Source organism: Psychromonas sp. SR45-3, from assembly GCF_014163575.1.
GTDB classification, from domain to species: Bacteria; Pseudomonadota; Gammaproteobacteria; order Enterobacterales; family Psychromonadaceae; genus Psychromonas; species Psychromonas arctica.
The window spans coordinates 1-22007 of sequence record NZ_JACJDP010000019.1 but is presented as its reverse complement, the minus strand read 5'-3'; the positions used below and the strand labels follow the sequence as shown (position 1 = coordinate 22007).

Genomic DNA, 22007 nt, shown 5'->3' with positions numbered 1-22007 from the left:
TTGCAAAGTAATCAGCTTTCATTTTAGAGAATTCACATTAATTCTATTTACTCACTTTAAAATGGTGCAGTCGTAAACCCAAAAGTAAATTAGTCGCAAAATAAACAAACACACTGCCAATGATCAAAGCAAATAGCTGTATCGACGCTTCAATTAAGCTAAATTCTGTCCAAGTCGTCAGGTTAGGACTGAATAGCAATAAGGTTCCCGCCATCACCAAACCAGAACAAACGATACGTACTAATACCGCAACACTTTGTTTCTGAAATTGATAAACGCCGGCCTTATATAAACCAAACCATAATAACCCGGCATTTAACGTCGCCGATAATGATGTCGCAATGGCTAAACCAACATAACCAAATGGGATCGCAAAAATGACATTCAACACCATATTACTAACCATCGCGATAATGCCAAATTTAACCGGCGTTTTTGTATCCTGGCGAGAGTAATAACCTGGCGCGAGTACCTTCACTAACATAAAGCTTAATAAACCACTGGCATAAGCCCATAAACTCATCGCTGACATACTGACATCTTGTATATCAAATTCACCACGCATAAATAAAACACGCAACATGGGCTCAGCGAGTACCATTAACCCCAACATGGCAGGAAAGCCTAAGAAACATACACTGCGGATCCCCCAATCGATAGTTTTAGCAAAAGCTTGTGGTGACTGATTAACATGGGAAGAAGATAAACTCGGTAATATCACCGTAGCAATCGCGATACCAAATAAACCCAATGGAAATTCTAATAGACGGTCTGAATAATATAACCAACTAATGGAGCCTGTTTGTAAAAAACTGGCAATAAAGGTATCTAATAATAAGTTAATTTGACTAACAGACACTCCGAACAAAGCCGGGATCATCAAGGTTCTAATTTTAACCACGCCAGGATGGTGCCATTGCCAGCTCGGTTTAACTAATAACTTTTCCTTTTTCAAAAATGGGATTTGAAAGAAAAATTGAATCGCACCGCCTAACAACACTCCAATTGCTAAACCAATTTCAGGTTGTTGAAGTTGCGGAGAGAGGAAAATAGCACAGCCAATAATGGCTATATTTAAAAATACGGGTGTGAAAGCGGCCACCGCAAACTTGCCAAGCGTATTAAGAATTGCACCAGAAAGTGCTGTAAAAGTAATAAACCATAAATAAGGAAAAGTAATTTTTAGCATATCCGAAGCAAGTTCAAACTTAAACGCTTCAGCGCCACCGTTCCACCACTCCAGAAACCAGCCAAAACCAAACAACGCAGTGATAACAGAAGAACCTAAAACACCTAAAATAGTAATAACAGTAACAATTGTGCCTAAAGTACCTGAAACCGCTGAAATCAGATCTTTTACTTGGTCACGAGATTGTGTTTTTTCATATTCAGTTAATACTGGAACAAAAGCTTGTGCAAATGCGCCCTCTGCAAATAAACGACGTAAAAAATTGGGAATTTTATTGGCGAAGAAAAATAAATCTGCCGCGGCTCCCGCCCCCATTAAATTAGCGATTACTATGTCTCGCACTAACCCTAACACTCGCGAGATTAATGTCATTGAACTGACGATCATGCCTGATTTTATTAGCTTTTTACTCACACTTTAATTCCTACGCGCTTGAATGGGATATAACTCAATTAATTAAGAGATGTTGATGAGGGTGCTAAAATACACCTTTTAATTAAATTTAATAGCGTTAACTGCCGATATATCAAGCAATCATGCGACTCTAAATTTGCATCTGTAATTGGTTGAGTATAAAATGCGCGCAGTTTAACCATCCACCTGGTTTGTTGCCAGTTCTTTTATTGGTTAATAAAAAACCATTTGACAATATACGTGTTACAGGGCATATTCCACGACCTTTGATTATCCCTTGTTATACAGAATTTAGGAGTTAAGGTCTTGGCTAATATCAAGTCTGCTAAAAAACGTGCTTTATTATCTGAAAAAAGCCGTAAACATAATGCAAGTCGTCGTACAATGATGCGTACTTTCATCAAGAAAGTTGTTGTTGCAATCGAAGCTGCAAACAAAGAACTAGCTACGGCTGAGTTCGTTAAATTACAATCAGTTTTAGATGCTTACGCAACTAAAGGTCTGATCAGCAAAAACATGGCTGCTCGTAAGAAAAGTCGTCTTTCTGCTAAAATTAAAGCGCTTTAATTCTTATTTAAGAATTTGCTCTTTATGAAGCTTATTAAAAAACCGACTTAGTGTCGGTTTTTTTATAACTAAAATTTGTGTCATGCTCACTTAAATAGCGGTTTTTAGCCTTGAGCTAAACATAAATAACCCATCTAAATAATTTACATAAGTAACTTATATAAATAAATTAGCCCTGAGCATTCACTCTTTATTTTAGTAAATTGCACTCGCTTGTATTGGTGTGACCGAGTAACTACAAAATTTTATTAAATACCCATTCCTGATAAAGCGTTAATTAAATCTTTAACCACTTTACCTACCACTGGATTGGTTTCTTCAAACATGAGTAATTGTTCGGTTATTTTTTTATCTCTGATTAATTGTGCTGGATCGCGAGAGCGGATAGCTAATTGTAATTGATCATGTACTTTTTGTAATTCTCCAGCGGTACATTCATCAGCCACCACACCATCAGCTAAGACTTCTGACAACTTATCAAATTCGGATTGCACTTTCTTAATTGGCATAAACACCTCTTTTTTCAATAATAGATAAATACAGAACTTATTTTCAGTGTAGCATCAGTCCTTTACCGTCACCTTTAAAAAACGGTCAATCAAACGAGCAAACACTAAAAAGATGATCACAAACAGAATACTTAACACAATAAGCCCTACTTTAGACCAACTTTCCTGACCATAAGCCTGTAAAAATAAGCTCGATAGATAAATAGCAAGCAACCAATAAATAATACGTAACAGATAAGACCAAATAGGGTAGCTCTTATCGGTTAACCATAACTTTGCCATCTTTTATTCCCTGTATTTTGATCAAGCTATGTGGCAGTTTAAGCTCAGGCATTATCAACACTAAAACTCAATACATCATTAATATGAGACTGTTTGCTAGATAACATTAACAATCTATCTAACCCTAACGCCACTCCTGCACAATCAGGCAAATGATCTAAACAAGCAACAAACTTATGATCAATAGGCATTTCAGCTAATCCCATTTTTTGTCGTAGTTGATTATCTGATTGAAAACGATGCAACTGCTCTTGGCTGCTATTTAACTCGTAAAATCCATTCGCGAGCTCAACACTTTTATAGTACACCTCAAAACGGTCAGCAACACGTGGATCTTTTTTATTAATTCTTGCTAATGCAGCCTGTGAAGCTGGAAAGTCATAAACAAAACATGGCACGTCTTGGCCTATTTTACACTCGATGGCAATACAAAATAACAATTGTAAAATGGTGTCTTTATCAGTTTCATTATCTAATACCTCACCTAGTTGCAGGTGTGCCCCTGCTAATTTAAGTTCGGTAATTGTTGCAGCTAAAGGATCAACATTTAAATGCGTTAAAAAAACTTGTTGATAAGTACAACGTAGCGGTGTGTCACAATGTAAAATATCACTGAGTAACAGAGACATTTCATCCATCAACTGATGATGATCAAAACCAACTCGATACCATTCTAATAAAGAGAACTCAGGGTTATGAAAACGCCCCGATTCTTCATTTCGATACACTTTTGATATCTGATAAATACAACCACTACCAGCAGCAAGTAGGCGTTTCATATGAAACTCAGGCGATGTTTGTAAATACAAAGCTACACCACCATCAACGAGAGGTTTATCACTAATATTACGGCCAACAAATTTTGTTTTAAAACACTGTAAATGCACGTCCGTAACGCCTGCTTGGCTTAAAGAAGGTGTTTCAACTTCCAATACTTGTCGTTCACTAAAAAAATCCCTGATTGTTTTTAGCATATCGGCTCGTGCCTGTAATTGTGCTAATGAGGCACTTGGTAACCAATTCATTTTATTTCCTTTTTAAGCGCAAGCTTGATAATAACGTGGCTTATAAATAGTGCTTTAAAAATATTGAAAATGAAACAATTATAAGAAAGATTAAAGCGATTAACGTTTCTCAACATAACTTCATTTGGATCTCGCGATGTTTAAAAACAAGCTCATAAATTTTACGAAAAAACTATTACCAAGAACACACTTTTATAAACAATTTAAACTCATTTATTATGTTTTTTAAGGCGTGTTTTTAATACATGGTTTTTATATTAATTTCACGTTAATTAACCCTGTTTTGATCAATGTTTTTAAGGATCAAACTGATAGACTGATTTTCGAACAAATATTTCATTTTGTTGGAGAGTTTTATGCAGATAATCAAAACAGACGTTGCAATTATTGGTGCGGGCGGTTCAGGGTTAAGAGCGGCCATCGAAATTGCAGAAAATCACCCACAACTTGAGATAGCCCTGATCTCAAAAGTTTATCCTATGCGAAGTCACACCGTTGCCGCGGAAGGTGGTGCCGCCGGTGTCGTTCAAGATAGTGATTCATTAGATCAACATTTTGAGGACACTGTCTCCGGCGGAGACTGGTTGTGCGAGCAAGATGTAGTGCAGTACTTTGTTGAAAATGCAGCGAAGCAATTAACACAGTTAGAACACTGGGGCTGCCCTTGGAGCCGCAAAGATGACGGTAGTATTAACGTGCGCGCCTTCGGTGGCATGAAAAAAGAGCGCACTTGGTTCGCAGCCGATAAAAGCGGCTTCCATATCCTTCATACGCTTTTTCAAACTTCCATTAAACACCCTAAGATCACTCGATTCGATGAACACTTTTGCCTTGATTTAATTGTTGAAGATAACAAAATTCAGGGTGTTGTGATTTTAGATATCGCAGAAGGTGAAGCGAAACTTATTCAAGCTAAATCAGTGATCATGGCAACGGGCGGTGCAGCACGTGTTTATACTTACAATACCAACGGTGGCATCGTAACTGGTGATGGAATGTCATTAGCCTACCGCCATGGCGTGGCATTACGTGATATGGAGTTTATACAATACCATCCAACCGGCTTACCTGGTTCAGGCATATTAATGACTGAAGGTTGTCGTGGTGAAGGAGGTGTATTAATCAATAAAGATGGCTACCGTTATCTTCAAGATTATGGGCTTGGACCAGAGACTCCAATTGGTCAGCCTAAAAATAAACATATGGAACTAGGCCCACGCGATAAAATTAGCCAATGTTTTTGGCAAGAACAACAAAAAGGTAATGTGATCAGTGGTGATCGAGGTGATGTGGTGCATTTAGACCTACGCCACTTAGGAGAAGCAAAAATCAACGAGCGCTTGCCCTTTATTCGAGAACTAGCGAAAGCTTATGTCGGTGTTGACCCAGTACACGAACCGATTCCGGTACGTCCAACCGTACATTATACCATGGGTGGCATTGCTACCGACGCCAAAACAGCCACTAGCTTAGCGGGTTTATATGCGATTGGAGAATGTGCATCCGTTGGCTTGCATGGAGCAAATCGCCTAGGTTCAAATTCGTTAACTGAATTAGCTGTTTTTGGCCAGTTGGCAGGACAACAAGCTGCCGAATATGCACAACAAGCCACACACCAAGATATCACTCCACTACGCCAACAAGCAGAGCAAGTGATTGCCCGTACCGAAGCATTATTAAACAGTAATGGTACAGAAAAAATGGCAGATATTCGCCAAGCAATGGGGGACTGTATGGAGCAAGGTGTCGGGATCTATAGAACCCAAGCATCAATGCAACAAACCATTGATACCCTGGCAGAGCTAAAACAACGTTACAAATCGATTCAAATTAATGATAAATCGAGCGTATTCAACACCGAATTTTTATATGCCATTGAGCTAGGTTATTTATTAGATACTGCTGAAGCGATGGCACATAGCGCCATTTTACGAAAAGAGTCACGTGGTTCACATCAGCGAATTGATGATTACCAAACCCGTGATGATATCAACTATTTAAAACATTCATTAGCTTATTTCCAAGCTGACAATGCGCCCGTAATTAAATATGCCGATGTCACCATCACCAAGAGCCAGCCAGCAGAGCGAGTGTATGGCGCTGCCTCTGAAACGAAGGAGAAATGATTATGTCAGCTCAAACAATGCCAGCTCATTCAACAATGGCCAATAAAGTCATCGAAGTCGAGATCCTTCGTTATCGACCAGAGCAAGATGACAAACCCTTTCCACAACTGTTTGAAGTGCCATATAACCCAGATATGTCTATCTTAGAAGCGCTGCAATATATTAAAGATCACCTTGATAGCAGCGTCAGCTTTAGGTGGTCATGCAGAATGGCGATATGTGGCAGCTGTGGTTTAATGGTAAATAATATCCCTAAGTTAGGCTGTAAAGCTTTTCTACGAGACTACTACCCGCAGAAAGTTAAACTTGAAGCATTAGCTAACTTCCCTATTGAACGTGATTTAGTAGTCGATATGGGTGATTTCATTAAAAAGTTAGAAGAGATCAAACCTTATATTATTCCTGCAACTGATGATAAATGTCTCTCGGAAGGTACTTACAAACAAACTCCCGAACAAATGGAAAAATACAAACAATTTTCAATGTGTATCAATTGTGGTTTGTGCTATTCAGCTTGTCCACAATATGGCCTCGATAAAAAATTCACAGGCCCAGCAGCACTTGCATTATTAGCTCGCTATAACCGAGATAGTCGAGATGCAGGCAGTGCTGAGCGGATGAAAATAGTCAATCAAGAAGAAGGAGTTTGGTCTTGTACCTTTGTCGGTTATTGCTCAGTGGTTTGTCCAAAAGGAGTTGATCCCGCAGCCGCTATCCAGTTATTAAAAGTGGAAAGCAGTAAAGATTATTTAATTGGTATGTTTAAACCGGACTAGAGACACGATACAAAACATTGATCAGGTCATAGCAAACTATTTATATCGACTCGTATTAATATCCATGCCGATCACAGTAAGTTTGCTATCTGTTATTTTGGAGTGAATAAAATGAGTAAACGTAAACCGTATCAACGAGAAATGAACAATGACTGGTGGTTAAAGAATGCTTTCTATAGCAAATATATGATTAGAGAAGGCAGCAGTATTTTAATCACGCTATATAGCCTTATTTTGGCATGGGGAGTGTTCCGTTTAAGCCAAGGAGAAGAGGCATTCAACGCATGGTTAAGTGCCTTACAACATCCTATTTCAATCATTTTCCATTTATTGGTTTTATTGATTGCTTTGTACCATACCATTACTTGGTTTTCATTAGCGCCTAAAGCCGTGGATCTCTACATCAAAGGTAAACCACTCGATGCAAAATTCATTGTTGCGGGCCATTACATTTCATTCATTATTGTCACTATTTTTTGCCTAGTGGTCATCATGCTCTAGAGGAGGTTTCATGAACGCTCAACAAACAACAACGAATCAATTACCAGAGAAAAAATATATTCGCTCCCATGAACCGATATTTTGGGGATTATTTGGCGCAGGAGGCATGCTAACGGCCTTCTTAACACCAGTAATGGTATTAGTCACAGGGCTATTAATACCACTAGGGCTGATTGATGCCGAACATCTAAGCTATGAAAAACTTCATCAGTTTGTAAGCAGTTGGTATGGCGCACCAATCGTATTGGTATTAGTGGCATTACCTTTATGGCATACCCTACACCGCATCTTCCATTCATTACATGACCTAGGTATTAAACGTGGTCGAGATTGGCAACAGGTGATTTGCTATGGATTTGCTTTTGCAGTCAGTGTATTTGTTTTTACTTTATTATTACAAATGCTCAGTCTGTAAGTGTTGAATATGAACCTATTATTGCTATAAAAAAACCAGCTGATGCTGGTTTTTGTTTAAACGTAGTATAAATAATACTAAATGTTCAACACATTTAATCGCTTATTTCTTAACACGACCAACGTATTCACCACTGCGTGTATCTACTTTAATCACTTCACCAATTTGAATGAATAAAGGAACACGTACAACGGCACCGGTTGATAATGTTGCAGGTTTACCGCCTGTTCCAGCCGTATCACCCTTTAAGCCAGGATCTGTTTCAGTGACTTCTAATTCAACAAAGTTTGGTGGCATAACTGCAATCGGTGCATCATTCCACGTCGTAATAGTACAAATGTTTTGTTCTACCAACCACTTGTCCATATCACCTACTGCATTAACATCCGCAGCGATCTGTTCAAATGTATTGTTGTCCATAAAGTGGAAAAACTCACCGTCGTTGTATAAGTAAGCAAGATCAAAGTCCATTACATCAGCAGATTCTACTGTTTCATTTGACTTAAATGTTTTATCCACTACCTTACCTGAAATAAGTTTGCGGTATTTAACTCGACTGAATGCTTGGCCTTTACCAGGTTTAACATATTCATTTTCCATGATCACACATGGTTCATTATCGAGCATGAATTTTAGCCCGCCTTTAAAATCACTGGTACTATATGTTGCCATTATAACCTCTATTACTAAACTGATAAAAAATGCCCAAAATTATTAACGTGAATAATACCGCTGACTTGCCAACATGGCAAAAGGAACTAGCAGAAGCAGTGAAAAATCCGCAACAACTGTTAGAAATATTGGAGATTGAGCAGGAAAATGACCTAATCAGTCAACTTGCGAGAAAACAATTCCCGATGCTGGTTCCCATGCCCTTTGTAAAGAAGATGCAAAAAGGCAATATTAATGATCCTTTATTAAAACAAGTATTGCCAATTAACGATGAAGAATTAACGGTGAAGGGTTTTACTACCGACCCATTGGTGGAACAAAATAATCAACAGCAAGGGTTATTACATAAATATAAAAGCCGTGTTTTACTCATTTTAAAAACAGGTTGTGCAGTAAATTGTCGATATTGCTTTAGACGACATTTCCCTTATGCTGAAAATAGTATTAACAAATCAGAACTGGCTAATATTATTGCTTATATCCAAAATAACCCTGAAGTGAATGAAGTTATTCTCAGTGGGGGTGATCCATTAATGACTAAGGATAAGCAGCTATTTGAGTTATTTGATCAGCTTGAAGCCTTGCCACAGTTAACACGTTTACGCATACACACCCGTTTACCCGTGGTGATCCCGTCACGTATTACACAAGCGTTAGCGGATCGTTTACAACGAAGTCGATTTAAGGTTGTATTAGTACTGCATATTAACCATCAACAAGAGGTTGATGAGGACTTTATACAAGCTATGCAACGTTGTCACCAAGCAGGTATACAATTATTGAATCAAAGTGTGTTATTAAAAGGTATTAATGATAATACAGAAGCACTCGTCGCATTGAGTGAAGCATTGTTTTCAGCCAACATTTTACCGTATTATTTATTCTTGTTAGATAAAGTACAAGGGGCTGCGCACTTTGATATTGATGAAACAGTGGCCCAAAAACTACATAAAGCGATGCAAAGTGAGCTACCGGGTTATTTAGTACCCCGCTTAAGTAGAGAAATTGCAGGACAGCAAAGTAAAACCTTAATACATTCGTTATAATAAAGCGGACTAACAATTAATCGCAACGAATTAATAACACACAGTAAGATCTGTTGGTTATTGATATCGACACGTTCACACAGGAGAATCTGATGAGCAAAGAAAACGTACAAGCACAGCTTCAAGAAAACATTAAAATAATTTATCACCGCGCAGTAGATGCAGATAAAGCACTAGCTGAATTACGTAAACAAAAAACAGCGGGTTTTGCTCATATTTTTACTAATGATACGCCGTTTACTAACCACTCAGATACTTTTTTACCCTACGTAGAAGAGTTAGCGGCAGACTTACAAGCGATTCAAACGGATAACGAAGATCACTACAAAACGCAGCTGCCAGCGATTGTGGTTAAGATTGAATTATTATTTAAAACATTAAATGCTTTTAAAGAAAATTTAAAACCTAAGTAATAGAGCAGAAAATACAAGCAATGACATGCGTGCTGAACGCTCGCATGTCATAAAGTACGTTATAAAGTAAGTTATAAAGTATGCTGCAAAGTTATGTTACAAAATAATACCATCAACAACTGCTACTCTTTATCCTCAATGTCAGCACTATACACACAAAGTTTATTACGCCCTGTCTGCTTAGCTTGATATAGCGCTTTATCGGCAAATATCAATTGCTTTGATGCATCTTGAATATCTTCTATTTTTTGTACTTCTACTAACCCAATACTGGTCGTAAAATCAATTTTTAATTTACCAATAATACAAGGTGTGGAATTAGTCTCTTCAATGATACGTTGCATTAATCTCGTCGCATTATGTTCATTAGTACGCGGCATTAATAATGCAAACTCCTCGCCGCCGAAACGCGCAAATATATCCGTTTTACGCATTTTTTCAGACACCCGCTTAGTAAATTCAATTAACACCCTATCTCCAATATCATGACCATGGGCATCATTAATATGCTTAAAATGGTCTAAGTCGAACATTGCTAGACAATAAGCTTCTTTGTAGCGTAAATAGCGCACATGCTCCTTTAAAAAATTTGCATCAAAATAACGGCGATTATAGATATTAGTTAAGCCATCATGGGTCGCTAAATGTTTTAATTTTTTATTATTCTCAGATATTTCATGTTCTTTTTTTAACAGCTCATCGATATAGCTTTTAACGGCAATCGCCATTTTACTAAACTCATCTTTACCTTTAATTGGAATCTCGTGCTGAGTATTATTATATCCCGCATTAATCACTTTACGGATCAACTCAACACGTTTTAAAAACCCAATTTGTAATAAAGCTAAAACCAATGCCGTTGAAAAGCAAATAAATAATAGAATATACAAACGCGTTTTACGCACCGCTATTTCTTCTTCTATTTTATGGAGATTAATCAGGAATTTTTTCTGTATTGATAAAATGCTCTTACCAGTGACAGCGGCAATTAAATAACTCAACTGTCTATTATCCAAGCGTAGTACTTTGATACGTTCGAGTTGCGTAACATAGCTTGAATAAATAGAAAAAAGCGAATCATCCGCAATAAACAAAGCGATCAACTGGGTATATTCTTGTTCTGGTATTTTATCTTTAATTTGATTAATTAGTGCGCTGACATCTTCCAACTTCACTGTTTGGTCTATGGCTAAATTTTTATTGTTCATTGGACTAAAAAGAGACAGGATATTTTCAGTCGCGATCACTAATGTATGATCACCTTGCTGCATTTTTTGATGCTTGTAGGCTTCTGCTTTTGTATATTGGATATAAAAATCATCGGAGATATCATACTTAATCAACATAGCAGCTAAGGTCTGATCAGTTTGTTCATACAAGCGACGTTTCAATTCATCTAAGTCTTGGTAATTATCAGTCGCGTCAGCAATGTTTTTAAATAATTTTTCAGTCCATTGTTTTTTATCCGTGACATGTAAAACATCCCACTGCAGATCATTTTTATTCTCAGCCAAAAACATACCACTGGTGGTTCTTAACATTTCATTAGCTTGGCCTTTCAACTCTGTTATATCGAGTAAAGTTTCAAAGTGATCATCTTTTACTTTTTGGTAATCCTCTTTGAACTCTTGCAGTGAGAGAATGCCAGAAACCCCAACAATGCCACTCATTGCTGCTAAGACAATGGTCAAAGTAATAACACGTAAACTTAGTCTATCTCGTATACGTACCATATTATTATTGTACCAATACATTCATGGTATTATTTCTCCAAGAAATTTGTGAAAAAATGAGAGCGGGTAATGGCTCGTCTACCCAATATCCCTGCAGACGACTATCCCAAATACCTGTTTTCGGTAACATCATTAAAAAGACACTGGCTGCATCTTCAATTAATAACCTTTGCGCCTTTTTCAACAGTGGTATGCGCTGTCGTTGCGGCGTTGTTTTCATTAATTTTTTCATTAGTTGTTTATATTCAACATTACTATAATTAAAATAATAATTATCTTTAGCATAAACTTCTAAGTCATTGGCTTCGGTGTGTGCAACGACTGACAAATCATAGTCTTTGTCAATATACACTCTTTTTGTCCATTCCTCCCAGGTCACCGACTCCACACTCACTGGAATATTAATCTGTTCTAACATTTGTGGAATGTATACCCCTATATAACGGGCGTAGGTGGTTGGTGGAATAATTAAACGTAATGGTTTTATCGCTACTATATTGCCTTCCATTAACGATTTTGCTTTATCTAAATTGAATGAATACCCTTCAGACAAATGTAAACTAGCTTCATGACCGGCAGGAAAAAAGCTACTAATCAATTCACTTTCACCAAAATACAAATTAGATTTTATTTTATTTTTATCTATCGCATAACTAATGGCTTTGCGGATCGGCAAAGAAGCTAACATTTTATTAGCATGATTAAAGGCGATAATAATTTCACCTTGCGTCTGCCCAAACACTTGCTTATAACGAGATTGTGTACTCAAAATCTGTAAAAAATTAATTTCAGACATATTGTCATAACCATCAATTGTACTCTGCGTTAATAACTCAACGACTTCTGAGCGTGTAGGCACAAAAGTAATCAACACTTGTTTGATGGAAGGTAAGGTCTGCCAATAATTAGGGTTCCCCCTAAGCTTTAAAAAGTTTCCTTTTTCCCATTCCTGAAAAATATAAGGCCCAGTCCCCATTGGTTTTTGACCATTAGTCGAATAACTCTTTGGCTCTTGAATGACGGCACCACCTAAACCTAAGTTAAACAAAAAATGGGGATCAGGCCATTGCAACTGTACTTTTACCTCATTATCATTATTGACGGTAATCGTGTTGATATGTGCAAATTTATGCTTAATAGGGTTATGACTAGCCTTATTCATTAGACGCATTAAAGAAGATCGAGCAATATCAGCAGTAAGCAAAACACCATTATGAAAATAAACACCCTCATGTAATAGGAAGGTATAAGTTAAGCCATCATCACTAATTACCCAACTTTTTGCCAAGCTAGACAGAACCTGCCCTTTTTGGTTAATTTGAGTTAACCCTTCAAAAATATTTTGATAGGTAATACGTTGAATAACGGCGGAAGCATCTGTAGTCGGATCTAACGAAGTAGGCTCTAAAGTAAGACCTATATGTAATTTTTCAGGATCAATAATCGACTGTTCATTATCAATTGCAAAAACAAAACTAGTCATTAATAAATAAAAACAAAGTACTGAAGAAAATTGACAAAAAAAGTTTAATTTACAAAAAAAATCATACCGGGCCATATATACGCTCAATCTGAAAAAGGTTAATGTAATTGACTACATCAACAATAAATAAAAACAGCCATATATTAACTCATATTATGCAATAAATATAAACAGATTCGATGCAATAGCGGGAAGTGGGTAGTTAAAATTCGTGCTACGTTACAGTTTTATGAGAGCGTTGATTTAATTGATAAAAATATTGTAAAACATTTCTTTAAAAAACAACGAGAAAACACCCCTTTCAGGGCAACTGAATTTTAAGTGAGGTAAGTAAAGAAGCTATTCAAAATAAATGAGTTGAAGGCACACCGCCAGAATTATTTACAGGGTCGTATTAACAGGTCTAGAGTATTGCCAACATCACTTACAATGACAGTCGATTGCGTAGCTACCATTAGGCTTTTTATAATTGTACTTTCTACAATGCATTATTTTGAATTGTAGTGTGATTAGTGGCTACAATGCCACTTAAACAACATTGCCTTCGGTAACTTCGCTTTCGACAGTAGGCTCAGGGTTTCTAAATTTTTCAAACCCATCCAAAATAAATGACATTGTCTTATCGATATCCTGTTCAACATCCCCTTCTAGTACCGATAAAGCTTTTAATATATCTTTTGCTTCACCAACACCTTGCTTAACACCTTCTAACATCAAATCAGCAAAAGTATCACGGGCTTGTTGTGGGTCTAACTCTGGATGCTGATCTTGGTAGGCACTGAAAAAATTAGTACTAAATGTCACAATACGTTCAGCCGTTGCTTCTGGGCTAAAATCAATTTCAGACTCATAACTTTGTTGCAACGATTGAGTCGGTTCAATCTCTTTTAACGCATCATTAATACCTTGTAGTGCGGTTTTTAATACCAAGGCTAGGGGTTGATCTTTAATACTACTGCTGGATTTATTAGACTGATCTACCGCACCTTGCAATATCGCAGCGTTTAACTGTTTTTTATTAATTTGTTGCAAGCTTTCAGTAGTAGCAGGTTCGTTTTTAGTAGCTGCTGCTTCATTTTTAAGGGTTTTACCACCCTGCTCAACTTCAACATAAGTTTGACGCGAATTAATTTGCATAAACACCTTCCATAGAGCTAAATAATGTAACGCCTTATCGGCTGAACCGCCTAAAACTGAAGAAATAATCAGCCTTTTTTTGTAAAATTAAGCTTGCCACATAAAAATAAGAAAAAAAAACTAATATTTGATAATATCCTGCGCTTATTCATCACCCTATTGCGTTTTAATTATTTTAAAGGGATCGGCGCAATCTATTAAAAAGGTATCTTTATGTTAACGCTACTTAACGCCATCAATGGATTATTATGGGGACAAATCCTCGTTTATTTACTGATCGGTACAGGGGTTTACTTCACTATACGATTAGGTTTCATCCAATTTCGCCATTTCTTTCACACTTTTACAGTGATGAAGGGCAGTCGCAAATCAGACAAAGAAGGTATCTCTTCTTTTCAAGCTCTATCGACCAGTTTAGCCGCACGTGTTGGAACAGGTAACTTAGCAGGTGTTGCAATCGCAATCACTGTGGGTGGCCCGGGTGCTATTTTTTGGATGTGGGTAATTGCTTTATTAGGTATGGCAACCAGCTTCGCTGAAAGTACGCTAGCTCAAGCTTATAAAGTACATGATGAAGATGGTAACTTTCGAGGCGGTCCCGCTTATTATATGGAGCGTGGGTTAAATGCACGCTGGATGGGTAGTTTATTTGCCATTTTCCTCATCATTGCATTTGGTTTAGTGTTTAATGCCGTACAAGCCAACTCAATTACTGCAGCATTACATGAGTCATTCGATTTTGATAAATTAACCGTCGGTATCATATTAGCGATTGTCTCTGGTGCCGTCATTTTCACTGGTATTCGTGGTATTGCAAAAGTAGCAGAAAGAATTGTTCCTGCAATGGCCTTAGTCTACTTATTGATTGCACTATTTGTTGTGATTATTAACATCACCGAATTACCTGCCATTATTGGTATGATAGTCGACTCTGCCTTTGGATGGCAAGAAGCGGCTGGCGGTGCCTTTGGCGCAATGATCATGACCGGTGTACAACGCGGTTTATTCTCAAATGAAGCCGGTATGGGTAGTGCTGCAAATGCCGCAGCAACCGCATCACCTTACCCTCCACATCCTGCATCACAAGGTTATGTGCAAATGCTAGGTGTATTTATCGACACTATTGTTATCTGTACAGCAACGGCATCAATTATCTTATTATCAGGTGGCTTAGAGTCATTCACTGGTATGGGTGGTGTGGAAATCACACAACGTGCACTTGATATACAAGTCGGTGATTGGGGTGGTTCATTTGTGGCGATTGCTTTATTGTTTTTTGCTTTTACCTCTATTATTGCTAACTATTCTTACGCTGAAACTAACTTAGTATTTTTACAACATAAAAATACACGTGGTTTGATTGTTTTGCGTATTACAGTTCTAGCAATGATTCTGTTTGGTGCAACGCAAAGTAATAGTGTTATTTGGTCTTTAGCTGATGTATCAATGGGATTAATGGCGATCGTCAACTTGATTGCTATTCTATTACTTTCAAATGAAGTGATTAAATTAGCAAAAGATTACAACCAACAACTTGATGCCGGAAAAGTCCCTACTTTTGATCGCACTAAGCTACCAGAGCTAGATAAAAAAATAGAACCGGGTATCTGGGAAGTTAAAAAATAAGTTAACTAATTAGTTAAAATAATACCAACAACAGGCTCAAAATCATTTGCTATTTTGGGCCTTTTTTACTTCTATCACATCAAAATATCAGCGCCCCTTACATATTTATGCCCGCTAAAGTATTCCCCATGACATTACCTCTGAGCCGTCAATTGCGACTCAAATAACCATTTCATTTAATACGTAAATACAAATCAATACAGAGCAGTATTAGAAAATTAAGCGCCAGTAAGTTGATTGTTTTAGTCATCACCATAAATCCATGATTGACAGTAATGATGGTTAACACTGATAAATTTCAAATGACTACAGATACAAATGAAGGCGGATAACCAGACATAAATTGACTTGGATCGGCATAACTAAACAATTAGAGATAATAAGAATTGATATTTTTTTTTGATAGTCCACACTGAAAGTCATACTATTTTAAATCACATTAGCATTAGACTGAAAGGAGAAAAAATGTACCCAAATCTTAGAGATGTCGGCATCCGTAACCCAGAAAATATCAAACGCTACTCATTACGTCAGGAAGGCGATAAAGATATTTTAAAAGTATATTTCCGCAAACATAGTGGCATGTTAATTGGTCGAAGCAGTAAATTTAAATTCCAACGCCAAATCAAACGAGTCAGTGGCGGTCAAAATACTGAACAATTTACAGACCTATCTGAAATCAACCCAACACTACATAAAATAATTAAAGAGCTAGATAGCCTTAGCCTACAAGAGAGTTCAGAAAAAGAGCTTAAACAACAAATTTTGTCTGATCTAAAACACTTACAATTAGTAGTGGATAGCAAAATATTAGAAATTGAGAAAAAAATAGAAAAGCTATAAACCTTACGTAATAAAGTAACAGCTACTGCAGCACAGTCTTCACGCTAAAAATCAAAAGCGACGCTTATCCCGTCGCTTTTTTATTGCCTTATTGCCCTCTTATCCACACGCAACCTAATAGATGACTTTTAACAGCTTGTGAGCTAGCCCTAAAATTCATACCTCTAACCCTTGCTATATTGTAATTAAGTAATACAAATGATATAAAATACGTACTAGAGTGCAGAGTAGCCCTCTCACTCGCAATACAACCAATACTAATGAGTGATGAAATTTTTAAGCCATTGATAATTAATGATTTACCTTATTTCAGCTCAATACTTTATCCAACGCTATTAACCTGCGAGATAATGAAGCTACTTAAAAGCATTGGCATTATTTAACATTCCTTACTCAACAGCGTATATCAGTGACATTGAACGAGGCGAGTACATAGGTTTATTAATTTCATAAATTAGAGGTATTAAATGTCTAACAAGTCTTTTGACGCGATTAAAGCGATCAAACTAGAAAACGACAAGTCTGCAGGTAATCTTATTGATGTGATGCCTGTTAAAGTTGAAAAAGCCGATATCGACCTTTCTTTCCTTGATAATTTAAGCGTTGAGCATCCTCGCCTATTAGTTCAAAGCAAGGATCTTGCTGCATTCAAAACAAATCTTAAAAACGATGCAGGGTACTGTAAATTTGATGCGTTCATGAACAACTCTACTAATAAGTTTTTAGACGTTGCACCTTATGCAGAACCAAAAGCTTACCCAGAAGAAACGGTTGGTAAAGCCTCGTTGTGGCGTCCTTACTGGCGTCAAATGTACGTGAGCTGTCAAGAAGCATTCAATGCAACGCGTAACCTGTCTATCGCAGGTATTGTTTTGGAAGATGACGCAATCATCGCGAAAGCAAAAGCATGGACATTACAATTAGCCGGTTACGATCCAGAAGGCGTCACCTCACGTGGTTACAACGACGAAGCGGCTTTCCGTGTTATCGCAGCAATGGCTTGGGGTTATGATTGGCTACACGCTTACTTCTCAGAAGAAGAACGTGAAACAGTTAAAAAAGCACTGATTGTTCGTTTAGAAGAGATCATGCATCACCTTAAAGTAACCGTGGATTTATTAGCAAATCCACTCAATAGTCACGGCGTTCGCAGTATCAGCTCGGCAGTGATTCCAACGTGTATCGCGCTTTACAACGAATACCCTAAAGCCCGTGAATACATCGAATACGGTATTGAATACTATGCAACGCATTACCCACCATGGGGCGGTAAAGACGGTGCATGGGCTGAAGGCCCAGATTACTGGAACACACAAATGGCCTTCTTAGGGGAATCTTTTGATCTATTAAAAAGCTACACCTCTATCAACATGTTCAACAAAGAATTCTATAAAAATACCGGTGATTTCCCACTGTACTGCATGCCTGTTCACTCAAAACGAGCAAGCTTTTGTGACCAATCAAGTATTGGCGATTTCCCAGGCCTTAAACTCGCTTACAACATCAAACATTTTGCCGGCGTTAATAACAAACCTGAATACATTTGGTACTACAACCAATTAAAAGCGCGTGATACTGAAGCGCATACTAAATTCTACAATTTTGGTTGGTGGGACTTTGGTTACGATGACCTACGTTTTGATTACCTATGGAATGACATGCCTGAAGTTAGACCTTCAGGTAAACCACTACTTAAAGTATTCCCAACCACAGGCTGGGCAGCATTCCACAGTAATATGACCAACCGTGAAGAACACATTCACATGGTTTACAAATGTAGCCCGTTTGGTTCAATCAGCCATTCACACGGCGACCAAAATGCGTACACACTACATGCATTTGGCGATACATTAGCCGCTATCACAGGTTACTACGGTGGTTTCGGTGTAGACATGCACATCAAATGGCGTCGTCGTACGTTCTCTAAAAACCTCCCATTATTTGGTGGCAAAGGTCAGTACGCAGAGAACACAACCACTAAGTTTGAAGGCGAGCATCAAGATCGATACTGTATTGAAGCAGGCGGTAAAATCAGCGATTACGATACTGAATCTGACCTGTTATTTGTGGAAGGTGATGCATCAACTTCATACCAATTCCATAACCCTGATTTAGAATCTTACAAACGTAAAATCTGGTTTGCTAAAGGTAAAGTATTCGTAATGCGTGATACTGCGACGTTAAAAACAGAGCAAGATCTGACTTGGTTATTACACACCACATTCAAAACAGAAACAGCGAAAGATTCATTCAAAATCATTGGTGATAACGCGTTATTAGATGTGTCATTTATTAACGATTGTAAAGACGACCTACTTTCAATTGAAAACGTAGAAGGTTTTGGTGAAGTTGACCCAGCTGAATACGCAGACCTTGAAGTACACCGTCATGTTGAAGCTAAGTTTAAAGCAAAGAAAGAGCATAATATTTTAACGCTATTAGTACCAAGCAAAATCAATGGTCCTAAAACCGATGTTAGCTATAAATTAGCGGGTAATTCGTTAGAGTTGACGATTGATGGTGAAGTAGTGACTATCGAGCTTTAAGCTTTGACGTTAATACATACGTTAAGTTTGTAGTGCATTCTTACTGAGTGAAAAGTTAAAAAGGCCGCCTATAGCGATATAGGCGGCCTTTTTTTGTCGTCGCAACAATGAGTGCTTTTTCTATATTGTCGATGAAATGTGAGAGTGTAATTCGTCTACGCTCATTGAAGCTTAATGAATAATTGTTGCTTGTTGTTCCACCTTGGAAGCCCAAAATGGTTCTAAATTATCAAAACCTCCTAATCTAGGAAATTGGCTCGTTTCTACTGATTGAAGCAGTAGAATTATTACTCACTGATATTGCATCCTGTCGACGGCAGTACTGATGGTTCAGTAACTAAAAACCAAGTAATCAACATTGAATACATAGCAATCTCTACTTAGTTAACAGCTTTGCTAGGGTCAATATGCCTGACTCTAACGGGCTGCCTTTGCGGTAGACAATTGAGAGTTGGACGTGTTTGGGGCCGTGGCTGACTGGTGTCATGACCAATGATTTTTCGTAGCGGCTTCCAACTACCATGTTTTTACCGATAATGGTGTAACCTAAACCGGCCGCGATGCAACCTAATACACCATCGGCACTACTCATTACCATCAGCTCATCATTAGAGCGGCCTGCCTTTTGTTGCCAAAGTATCGCGTGTTTTCTATAACCACAACCTTCATCACGTACTAATAAAACTGGATCATGTCCACTGTCTCGCGAAGTCACCATAATCAATTCTTCTTTCACTATCGGGATAACAATCAGGTTTTCATGTTCAGGAGCATTACCTATCGCAGCGCAATCCACCTTATTATTCAGCACAGAAGACACCAATCGGTCACTGGTATCAGTATGAATTTTGGTTCTAATATCAGCGTGGTTTTGCTTGAGTTGTTTCAGTGCCAACGGCATATGCACAGCAGCAAATGTTTCAGGCATGCCCACTCTTAACTCGTACGTGCCTTTATTACGCAAAATAGCCGAGGTTGCTTGATATTCTAACTGCAAAATCTGGTCGGCATATTCGTAAAGCTGCTGCCCACTCGGTGTTAACTGTAACTTTCGGCCAATAAGACTAAATAACTTGGTCCCCAACTCTTTTTCAAGTTTTTTAATGCGATTAGTAATATTAGATTGAACCGTATGTAGCTTATCAGCGGCACCTTTAATGCCATTTTCATCAACCACTGCTTTAAAAGTCTTGAGCGTTAAAATTTCCATTGATAACTTCCATTTGCAGTTTCCATTAAAAACTTTTATTAGCACTTCAATTAAGTATCTCACATACCATTCTTTTTATAAGAAGCTTTTGTTCTAAATAATTCAATTTTTAAGATTAACAGGTTGACGTATGGTTTATTGATGGTTTCGTTGAAAAGTGATTAAAAATGTTATTAGCACTCACCAAAACGCGTGTTTATTTTGCAGGGATCTGTAGCTTAATTGTCACCGTTGGTATCGCGAGATTTTCCTATAGCTTGTTGTTACCGATAATGCAGGATGGGGCAGGCTTAACGGAATTAGGTGGTGGATGGTTAGCAAGTACCAACTTCATAGGCTACATGTGTGGTGTATTGCTTGCTGCTAGCATGCACAACCTCAACTACAAATATAACTTACACCGACTGTATCTTGTATTAACCATTGTCACTTCAGCGGCAATGGTCATGACAACCGATATGTTCACTTGGTCGATATTACGTTTCATTGCTGGGGTCTGCGCTTCGGGAGGTTTAATTATTGCCTCGGGGCTGATATTGAAATGGTTAGTGAACAATCATCATCGTGCAGAATTGGGTATCCACTTCTCCGGTGCTGGACTGAGTATTATAGTGACCTCAATATTAATAGAATTAATGCTGACGATGACCGCCGACTGGCAACAACAGTGGGTAGCATTAGCAGTGATGGGCGTACTATTCGCGATCCCCGCATGGTTATGGATGCCGCATCCTTTAGCCGGTATTAAAGCGGGAGCCGTAGTTCAGGATAGCCCACCAAGCAAAGCCTTTAAATCGTTGATGATGTTAGCTTATTTTTGTGCAGGTTATGGCTATGCCGTCAGCTCGACTTTTATTGTGGATATTGTCGAGCGTGTTGAAGGTTTACAAGGACAAGGCAGTATTGCCTTTCTACTCATTGGCATCGCAGCAACCCCAGCACCGCTAATATGGGATCGAATCGCACGCAATATCGGTTACTTAAAAGCCTTATTAGCTGCTTATATTTTACAAGCAGTAGGTATTATTCTGCCTGCCATCAATGACAGCTTACCAATTGTAGTATTAAGTGCGTTCCTGTTTGGCGGCACTTTTATCGCCTGTGTCAGCCTAGTATTAACCATGGCAGGCAAGTTTTACCCTAGCAACCCAGCGAAATTCATGGGCACAATGACCTTATCCTATGGTGCGGCACAAATTATTGCCCCCGTATCAACCGGATACCTTACTGAAGCACTTGGAAGTTATGATATTGGGTTATACCTGTCTGCCAGTATCGTGATGATTGGCACGCTGTTTTTGTTTGCTTTGTTAAATCTTGATAAAAGCGCAGCGGCGCTTCGTCTTACTACCGCGAAGACACCCGAATAGAGGAGTGATTTAGCCGACGTTCGACCAAAAAGCGAGTCCCCTTCTTCAATAGTCGCCTTACTCATTTAGCCTTCATCCTTACTCTTTACCTTTACCTTTACCTTTACCTTTACCTTTACCTAGC

General features: G+C 38.1%; 20 protein-coding genes. 11 read left to right on the top strand and 9 right to left on the bottom strand.

Annotated elements, in window-relative coordinates; translation table 11 throughout:
- Nucleotides 1–43 precede the first annotated feature (43 nt).
- Nucleotides 44–1603, bottom strand: coding sequence for a murein biosynthesis integral membrane protein MurJ (murJ, locus tag H5084_RS11400; protein ID WP_182690530.1), 1560 nt, complete (start codon nt 1601–1603; stop codon nt 44–46).
- Nucleotides 1604–1909: 306 nt separating this feature from the next.
- Between murJ and rpsT the strand changes: the two genes are divergently transcribed.
- On the top strand, nt 1910–2170 hold the full coding sequence (rpsT, locus tag H5084_RS11395) for a 30S ribosomal protein S20 (RefSeq protein ID WP_028867309.1): 261 nt from the start codon (nt 1910–1912) through the stop codon (nt 2168–2170).
- Nucleotides 2171–2418: 248 nt separating this feature from the next.
- Here the strand turns inward: rpsT and H5084_RS11390 are convergent, their stop codons facing one another.
- Genes H5084_RS11390 through epmA form a run of 3 tightly spaced genes read right to left on the bottom strand, consistent with a single transcriptional unit; the run spans nt 2419 to nt 3986 of the window.
- On the bottom strand, nt 2419–2679 hold the full coding sequence (locus tag H5084_RS11390; protein WP_028867308.1) for a DUF4404 family protein: 261 nt from the start codon (nt 2677–2679) through the stop codon (nt 2419–2421).
- Between the two features lie 54 nt (nt 2680–2733).
- Nucleotides 2734–2961: a hypothetical protein gene (locus H5084_RS11385; protein ID WP_028867307.1), complete on the bottom strand. Its 228-nt coding sequence runs from the start codon at nt 2959–2961 to the stop codon at nt 2734–2736.
- Nucleotides 2962–3005: 44 nt separating this feature from the next.
- Nucleotides 3006–3986 carry an elongation factor P--(R)-beta-lysine ligase gene (gene epmA, locus H5084_RS11380; RefSeq protein WP_182690529.1) on the bottom strand — a complete coding sequence of 327 codons (981 nt, stop codon included), beginning with the start codon at nt 3984–3986 and terminating at the stop codon, nt 3006–3008.
- A 356-nt stretch (nt 3987–4342) separates the two neighbouring features.
- Here epmA and frdA point away from each other — a divergent pair, with 356 nt between their 5' ends.
- From frdA to frdD, 4 genes are all read left to right on the top strand, one after another.
- A complete protein-coding gene (frdA, locus tag H5084_RS11375; protein WP_182690528.1) occupies nt 4343–6112 on the top strand; it encodes a fumarate reductase (quinol) flavoprotein subunit in 1770 nt (589 codons plus the stop codon).
- Nucleotides 6113–6114: 2 nt separating this feature from the next.
- The gene (locus H5084_RS11370) at nt 6115–6888 is read left to right on the top strand and encodes a succinate dehydrogenase/fumarate reductase iron-sulfur subunit (RefSeq protein WP_409077636.1); all 774 of its coding nucleotides are present in this window, start codon (nt 6115–6117) and stop codon (nt 6886–6888) included.
- Nucleotides 6889–6999: 111 nt separating this feature from the next.
- Entirely contained in the window at nt 7000–7389 is a 390-nt protein-coding gene (locus tag H5084_RS11365; protein ID WP_028867303.1) for a fumarate reductase, read from the top strand.
- Nucleotides 7390–7399: 10 nt separating this feature from the next.
- Nucleotides 7400–7804, top strand: coding sequence for a fumarate reductase subunit FrdD (gene frdD / locus H5084_RS11360; protein WP_051368907.1), 405 nt, complete (start codon nt 7400–7402; stop codon nt 7802–7804).
- Nucleotides 7805–7906: 102 nt separating this feature from the next.
- On the opposite strand, the gene efp is transcribed toward frdD, so the two are convergent.
- Entirely contained in the window at nt 7907–8476 is a 570-nt protein-coding gene (efp, locus tag H5084_RS11355) for an elongation factor P (protein WP_028867301.1), read from the bottom strand.
- Between the two features lie 29 nt (nt 8477–8505).
- Here efp and epmB point away from each other — a divergent pair, with 29 nt between their 5' ends.
- Complete coding sequence (epmB, locus tag H5084_RS11350; RefSeq protein WP_182690527.1) at nt 8506–9522, top strand: EF-P beta-lysylation protein EpmB; 1017 nt, start codon at nt 8506–8508, stop codon at nt 9520–9522.
- A gap of 92 nt (nt 9523–9614) precedes the next feature.
- Nucleotides 9615–9935: a hypothetical protein gene (locus H5084_RS11345; RefSeq protein WP_182690526.1), complete on the top strand. Its 321-nt coding sequence runs from the start codon at nt 9615–9617 to the stop codon at nt 9933–9935.
- A gap of 122 nt (nt 9936–10057) precedes the next feature.
- Here the strand turns inward: H5084_RS11345 and H5084_RS11340 are convergent, their stop codons facing one another.
- The 3 genes from H5084_RS11340 to H5084_RS11330 form a co-directional block, all read right to left on the bottom strand.
- Entirely contained in the window at nt 10058–11689 is a 1632-nt protein-coding gene (locus tag H5084_RS11340) for a GGDEF domain-containing protein (RefSeq protein WP_051368903.1), read from the bottom strand.
- Complete coding sequence (locus tag H5084_RS11335; RefSeq protein ID WP_182690525.1) at nt 11673–13151, bottom strand: ABC transporter substrate-binding protein; 1479 nt, start codon at nt 13149–13151, stop codon at nt 11673–11675. The genes H5084_RS11340 and H5084_RS11335 overlap by 17 nt, the downstream gene beginning before the upstream one ends.
- Nucleotides 13152–13679: 528 nt before the next feature.
- Nucleotides 13680–14288 (bottom strand): DUF5610 domain-containing protein, encoded by a 609-nt coding sequence (locus tag H5084_RS11330; RefSeq protein WP_182690524.1) that lies wholly within the window; start codon nt 14286–14288, stop codon nt 13680–13682.
- 213 nt (nt 14289–14501) lie between these two features.
- Between H5084_RS11330 and H5084_RS11325 the strand changes: the two genes are divergently transcribed.
- From H5084_RS11325 to H5084_RS11315, 3 genes are all read left to right on the top strand, one after another.
- On the top strand, nt 14502–15914 hold the full coding sequence (locus H5084_RS11325) for a sodium:alanine symporter family protein (RefSeq protein WP_182690523.1): 1413 nt from the start codon (nt 14502–14504) through the stop codon (nt 15912–15914).
- Between the two features lie 465 nt (nt 15915–16379).
- Entirely contained in the window at nt 16380–16757 is a 378-nt protein-coding gene (locus H5084_RS11320; RefSeq protein ID WP_028867296.1) for a DUF3461 family protein, read from the top strand.
- 467 nt (nt 16758–17224) lie between these two features.
- Nucleotides 17225–19303 (top strand): DUF4962 domain-containing protein, encoded by a 2079-nt coding sequence (locus H5084_RS11315; RefSeq protein WP_182690522.1) that lies wholly within the window; start codon nt 17225–17227, stop codon nt 19301–19303.
- A gap of 376 nt (nt 19304–19679) precedes the next feature.
- Here the strand turns inward: H5084_RS11315 and H5084_RS11310 are convergent, their stop codons facing one another.
- Entirely contained in the window at nt 19680–20513 is an 834-nt protein-coding gene (locus H5084_RS11310; protein ID WP_182690521.1) for a LysR family transcriptional regulator, read from the bottom strand.
- 167 nt (nt 20514–20680) lie between these two features.
- Here H5084_RS11310 and H5084_RS11305 point away from each other — a divergent pair, with 167 nt between their 5' ends.
- Nucleotides 20681–21883: a YbfB/YjiJ family MFS transporter gene (locus tag H5084_RS11305; protein WP_182690520.1), complete on the top strand. Its 1203-nt coding sequence runs from the start codon at nt 20681–20683 to the stop codon at nt 21881–21883.
- Nucleotides 21884–22007 lie beyond the last annotated feature (124 nt).

Coding starts and splice junctions, on each gene's coding strand:
- H5084_RS11385 (WP_028867307.1), bottom strand. CDS start 2,961: ATGGCAAAGTTATGGTTAACCGATAAGAGCTACCCTATTTGGTCTTAT.
- H5084_RS11365 (WP_028867303.1), top strand. CDS start 7,000: ATGAGTAAACGTAAACCGTATCAACGAGAAATGAACAATGACTGGTGG.
- efp (WP_028867301.1), bottom strand. CDS start 8,476: ATGGCAACATATAGTACCAGTGATTTTAAAGGCGGGCTAAAATTCATG.
- H5084_RS11330 (WP_182690524.1), bottom strand. CDS start 14,288: ATGCAAATTAATTCGCGTCAAACTTATGTTGAAGTTGAGCAGGGTGGT.
- H5084_RS11320 (WP_028867296.1), top strand. CDS start 16,380: ATGTACCCAAATCTTAGAGATGTCGGCATCCGTAACCCAGAAAATATC.
- H5084_RS11340 (WP_051368903.1), bottom strand. CDS start 11,689: ATGTATTGGTACAATAATAATATGGTACGTATACGAGATAGACTAAGT.
- H5084_RS11390 (WP_028867308.1), bottom strand. CDS start 2,679: ATGCCAATTAAGAAAGTGCAATCCGAATTTGATAAGTTGTCAGAAGTC.
- H5084_RS11310 (WP_182690521.1), bottom strand. CDS start 20,513: ATGGAAATTTTAACGCTCAAGACTTTTAAAGCAGTGGTTGATGAAAAT.
- H5084_RS11335 (WP_182690525.1), bottom strand. CDS start 13,151: ATGACTAGTTTTGTTTTTGCAATTGATAATGAACAGTCGATTATTGAT.
- H5084_RS11325 (WP_182690523.1), top strand. CDS start 14,502: ATGTTAACGCTACTTAACGCCATCAATGGATTATTATGGGGACAAATC.
- H5084_RS11345 (WP_182690526.1), top strand. CDS start 9,615: ATGAGCAAAGAAAACGTACAAGCACAGCTTCAAGAAAACATTAAAATA.
- frdA (WP_182690528.1), top strand. CDS start 4,343: ATGCAGATAATCAAAACAGACGTTGCAATTATTGGTGCGGGCGGTTCA.
- epmA (WP_182690529.1), bottom strand. CDS start 3,986: ATGAATTGGTTACCAAGTGCCTCATTAGCACAATTACAGGCACGAGCC.
- H5084_RS11315 (WP_182690522.1), top strand. CDS start 17,225: ATGTCTAACAAGTCTTTTGACGCGATTAAAGCGATCAAACTAGAAAAC.
- epmB (WP_182690527.1), top strand. CDS start 8,506: ATGCCCAAAATTATTAACGTGAATAATACCGCTGACTTGCCAACATGG.
- frdD (WP_051368907.1), top strand. CDS start 7,400: ATGAACGCTCAACAAACAACAACGAATCAATTACCAGAGAAAAAATAT.
- H5084_RS11305 (WP_182690520.1), top strand. CDS start 20,681: ATGTTATTAGCACTCACCAAAACGCGTGTTTATTTTGCAGGGATCTGT.
- H5084_RS11370 (WP_409077636.1), top strand. CDS start 6,115: ATGTCAGCTCAAACAATGCCAGCTCATTCAACAATGGCCAATAAAGTC.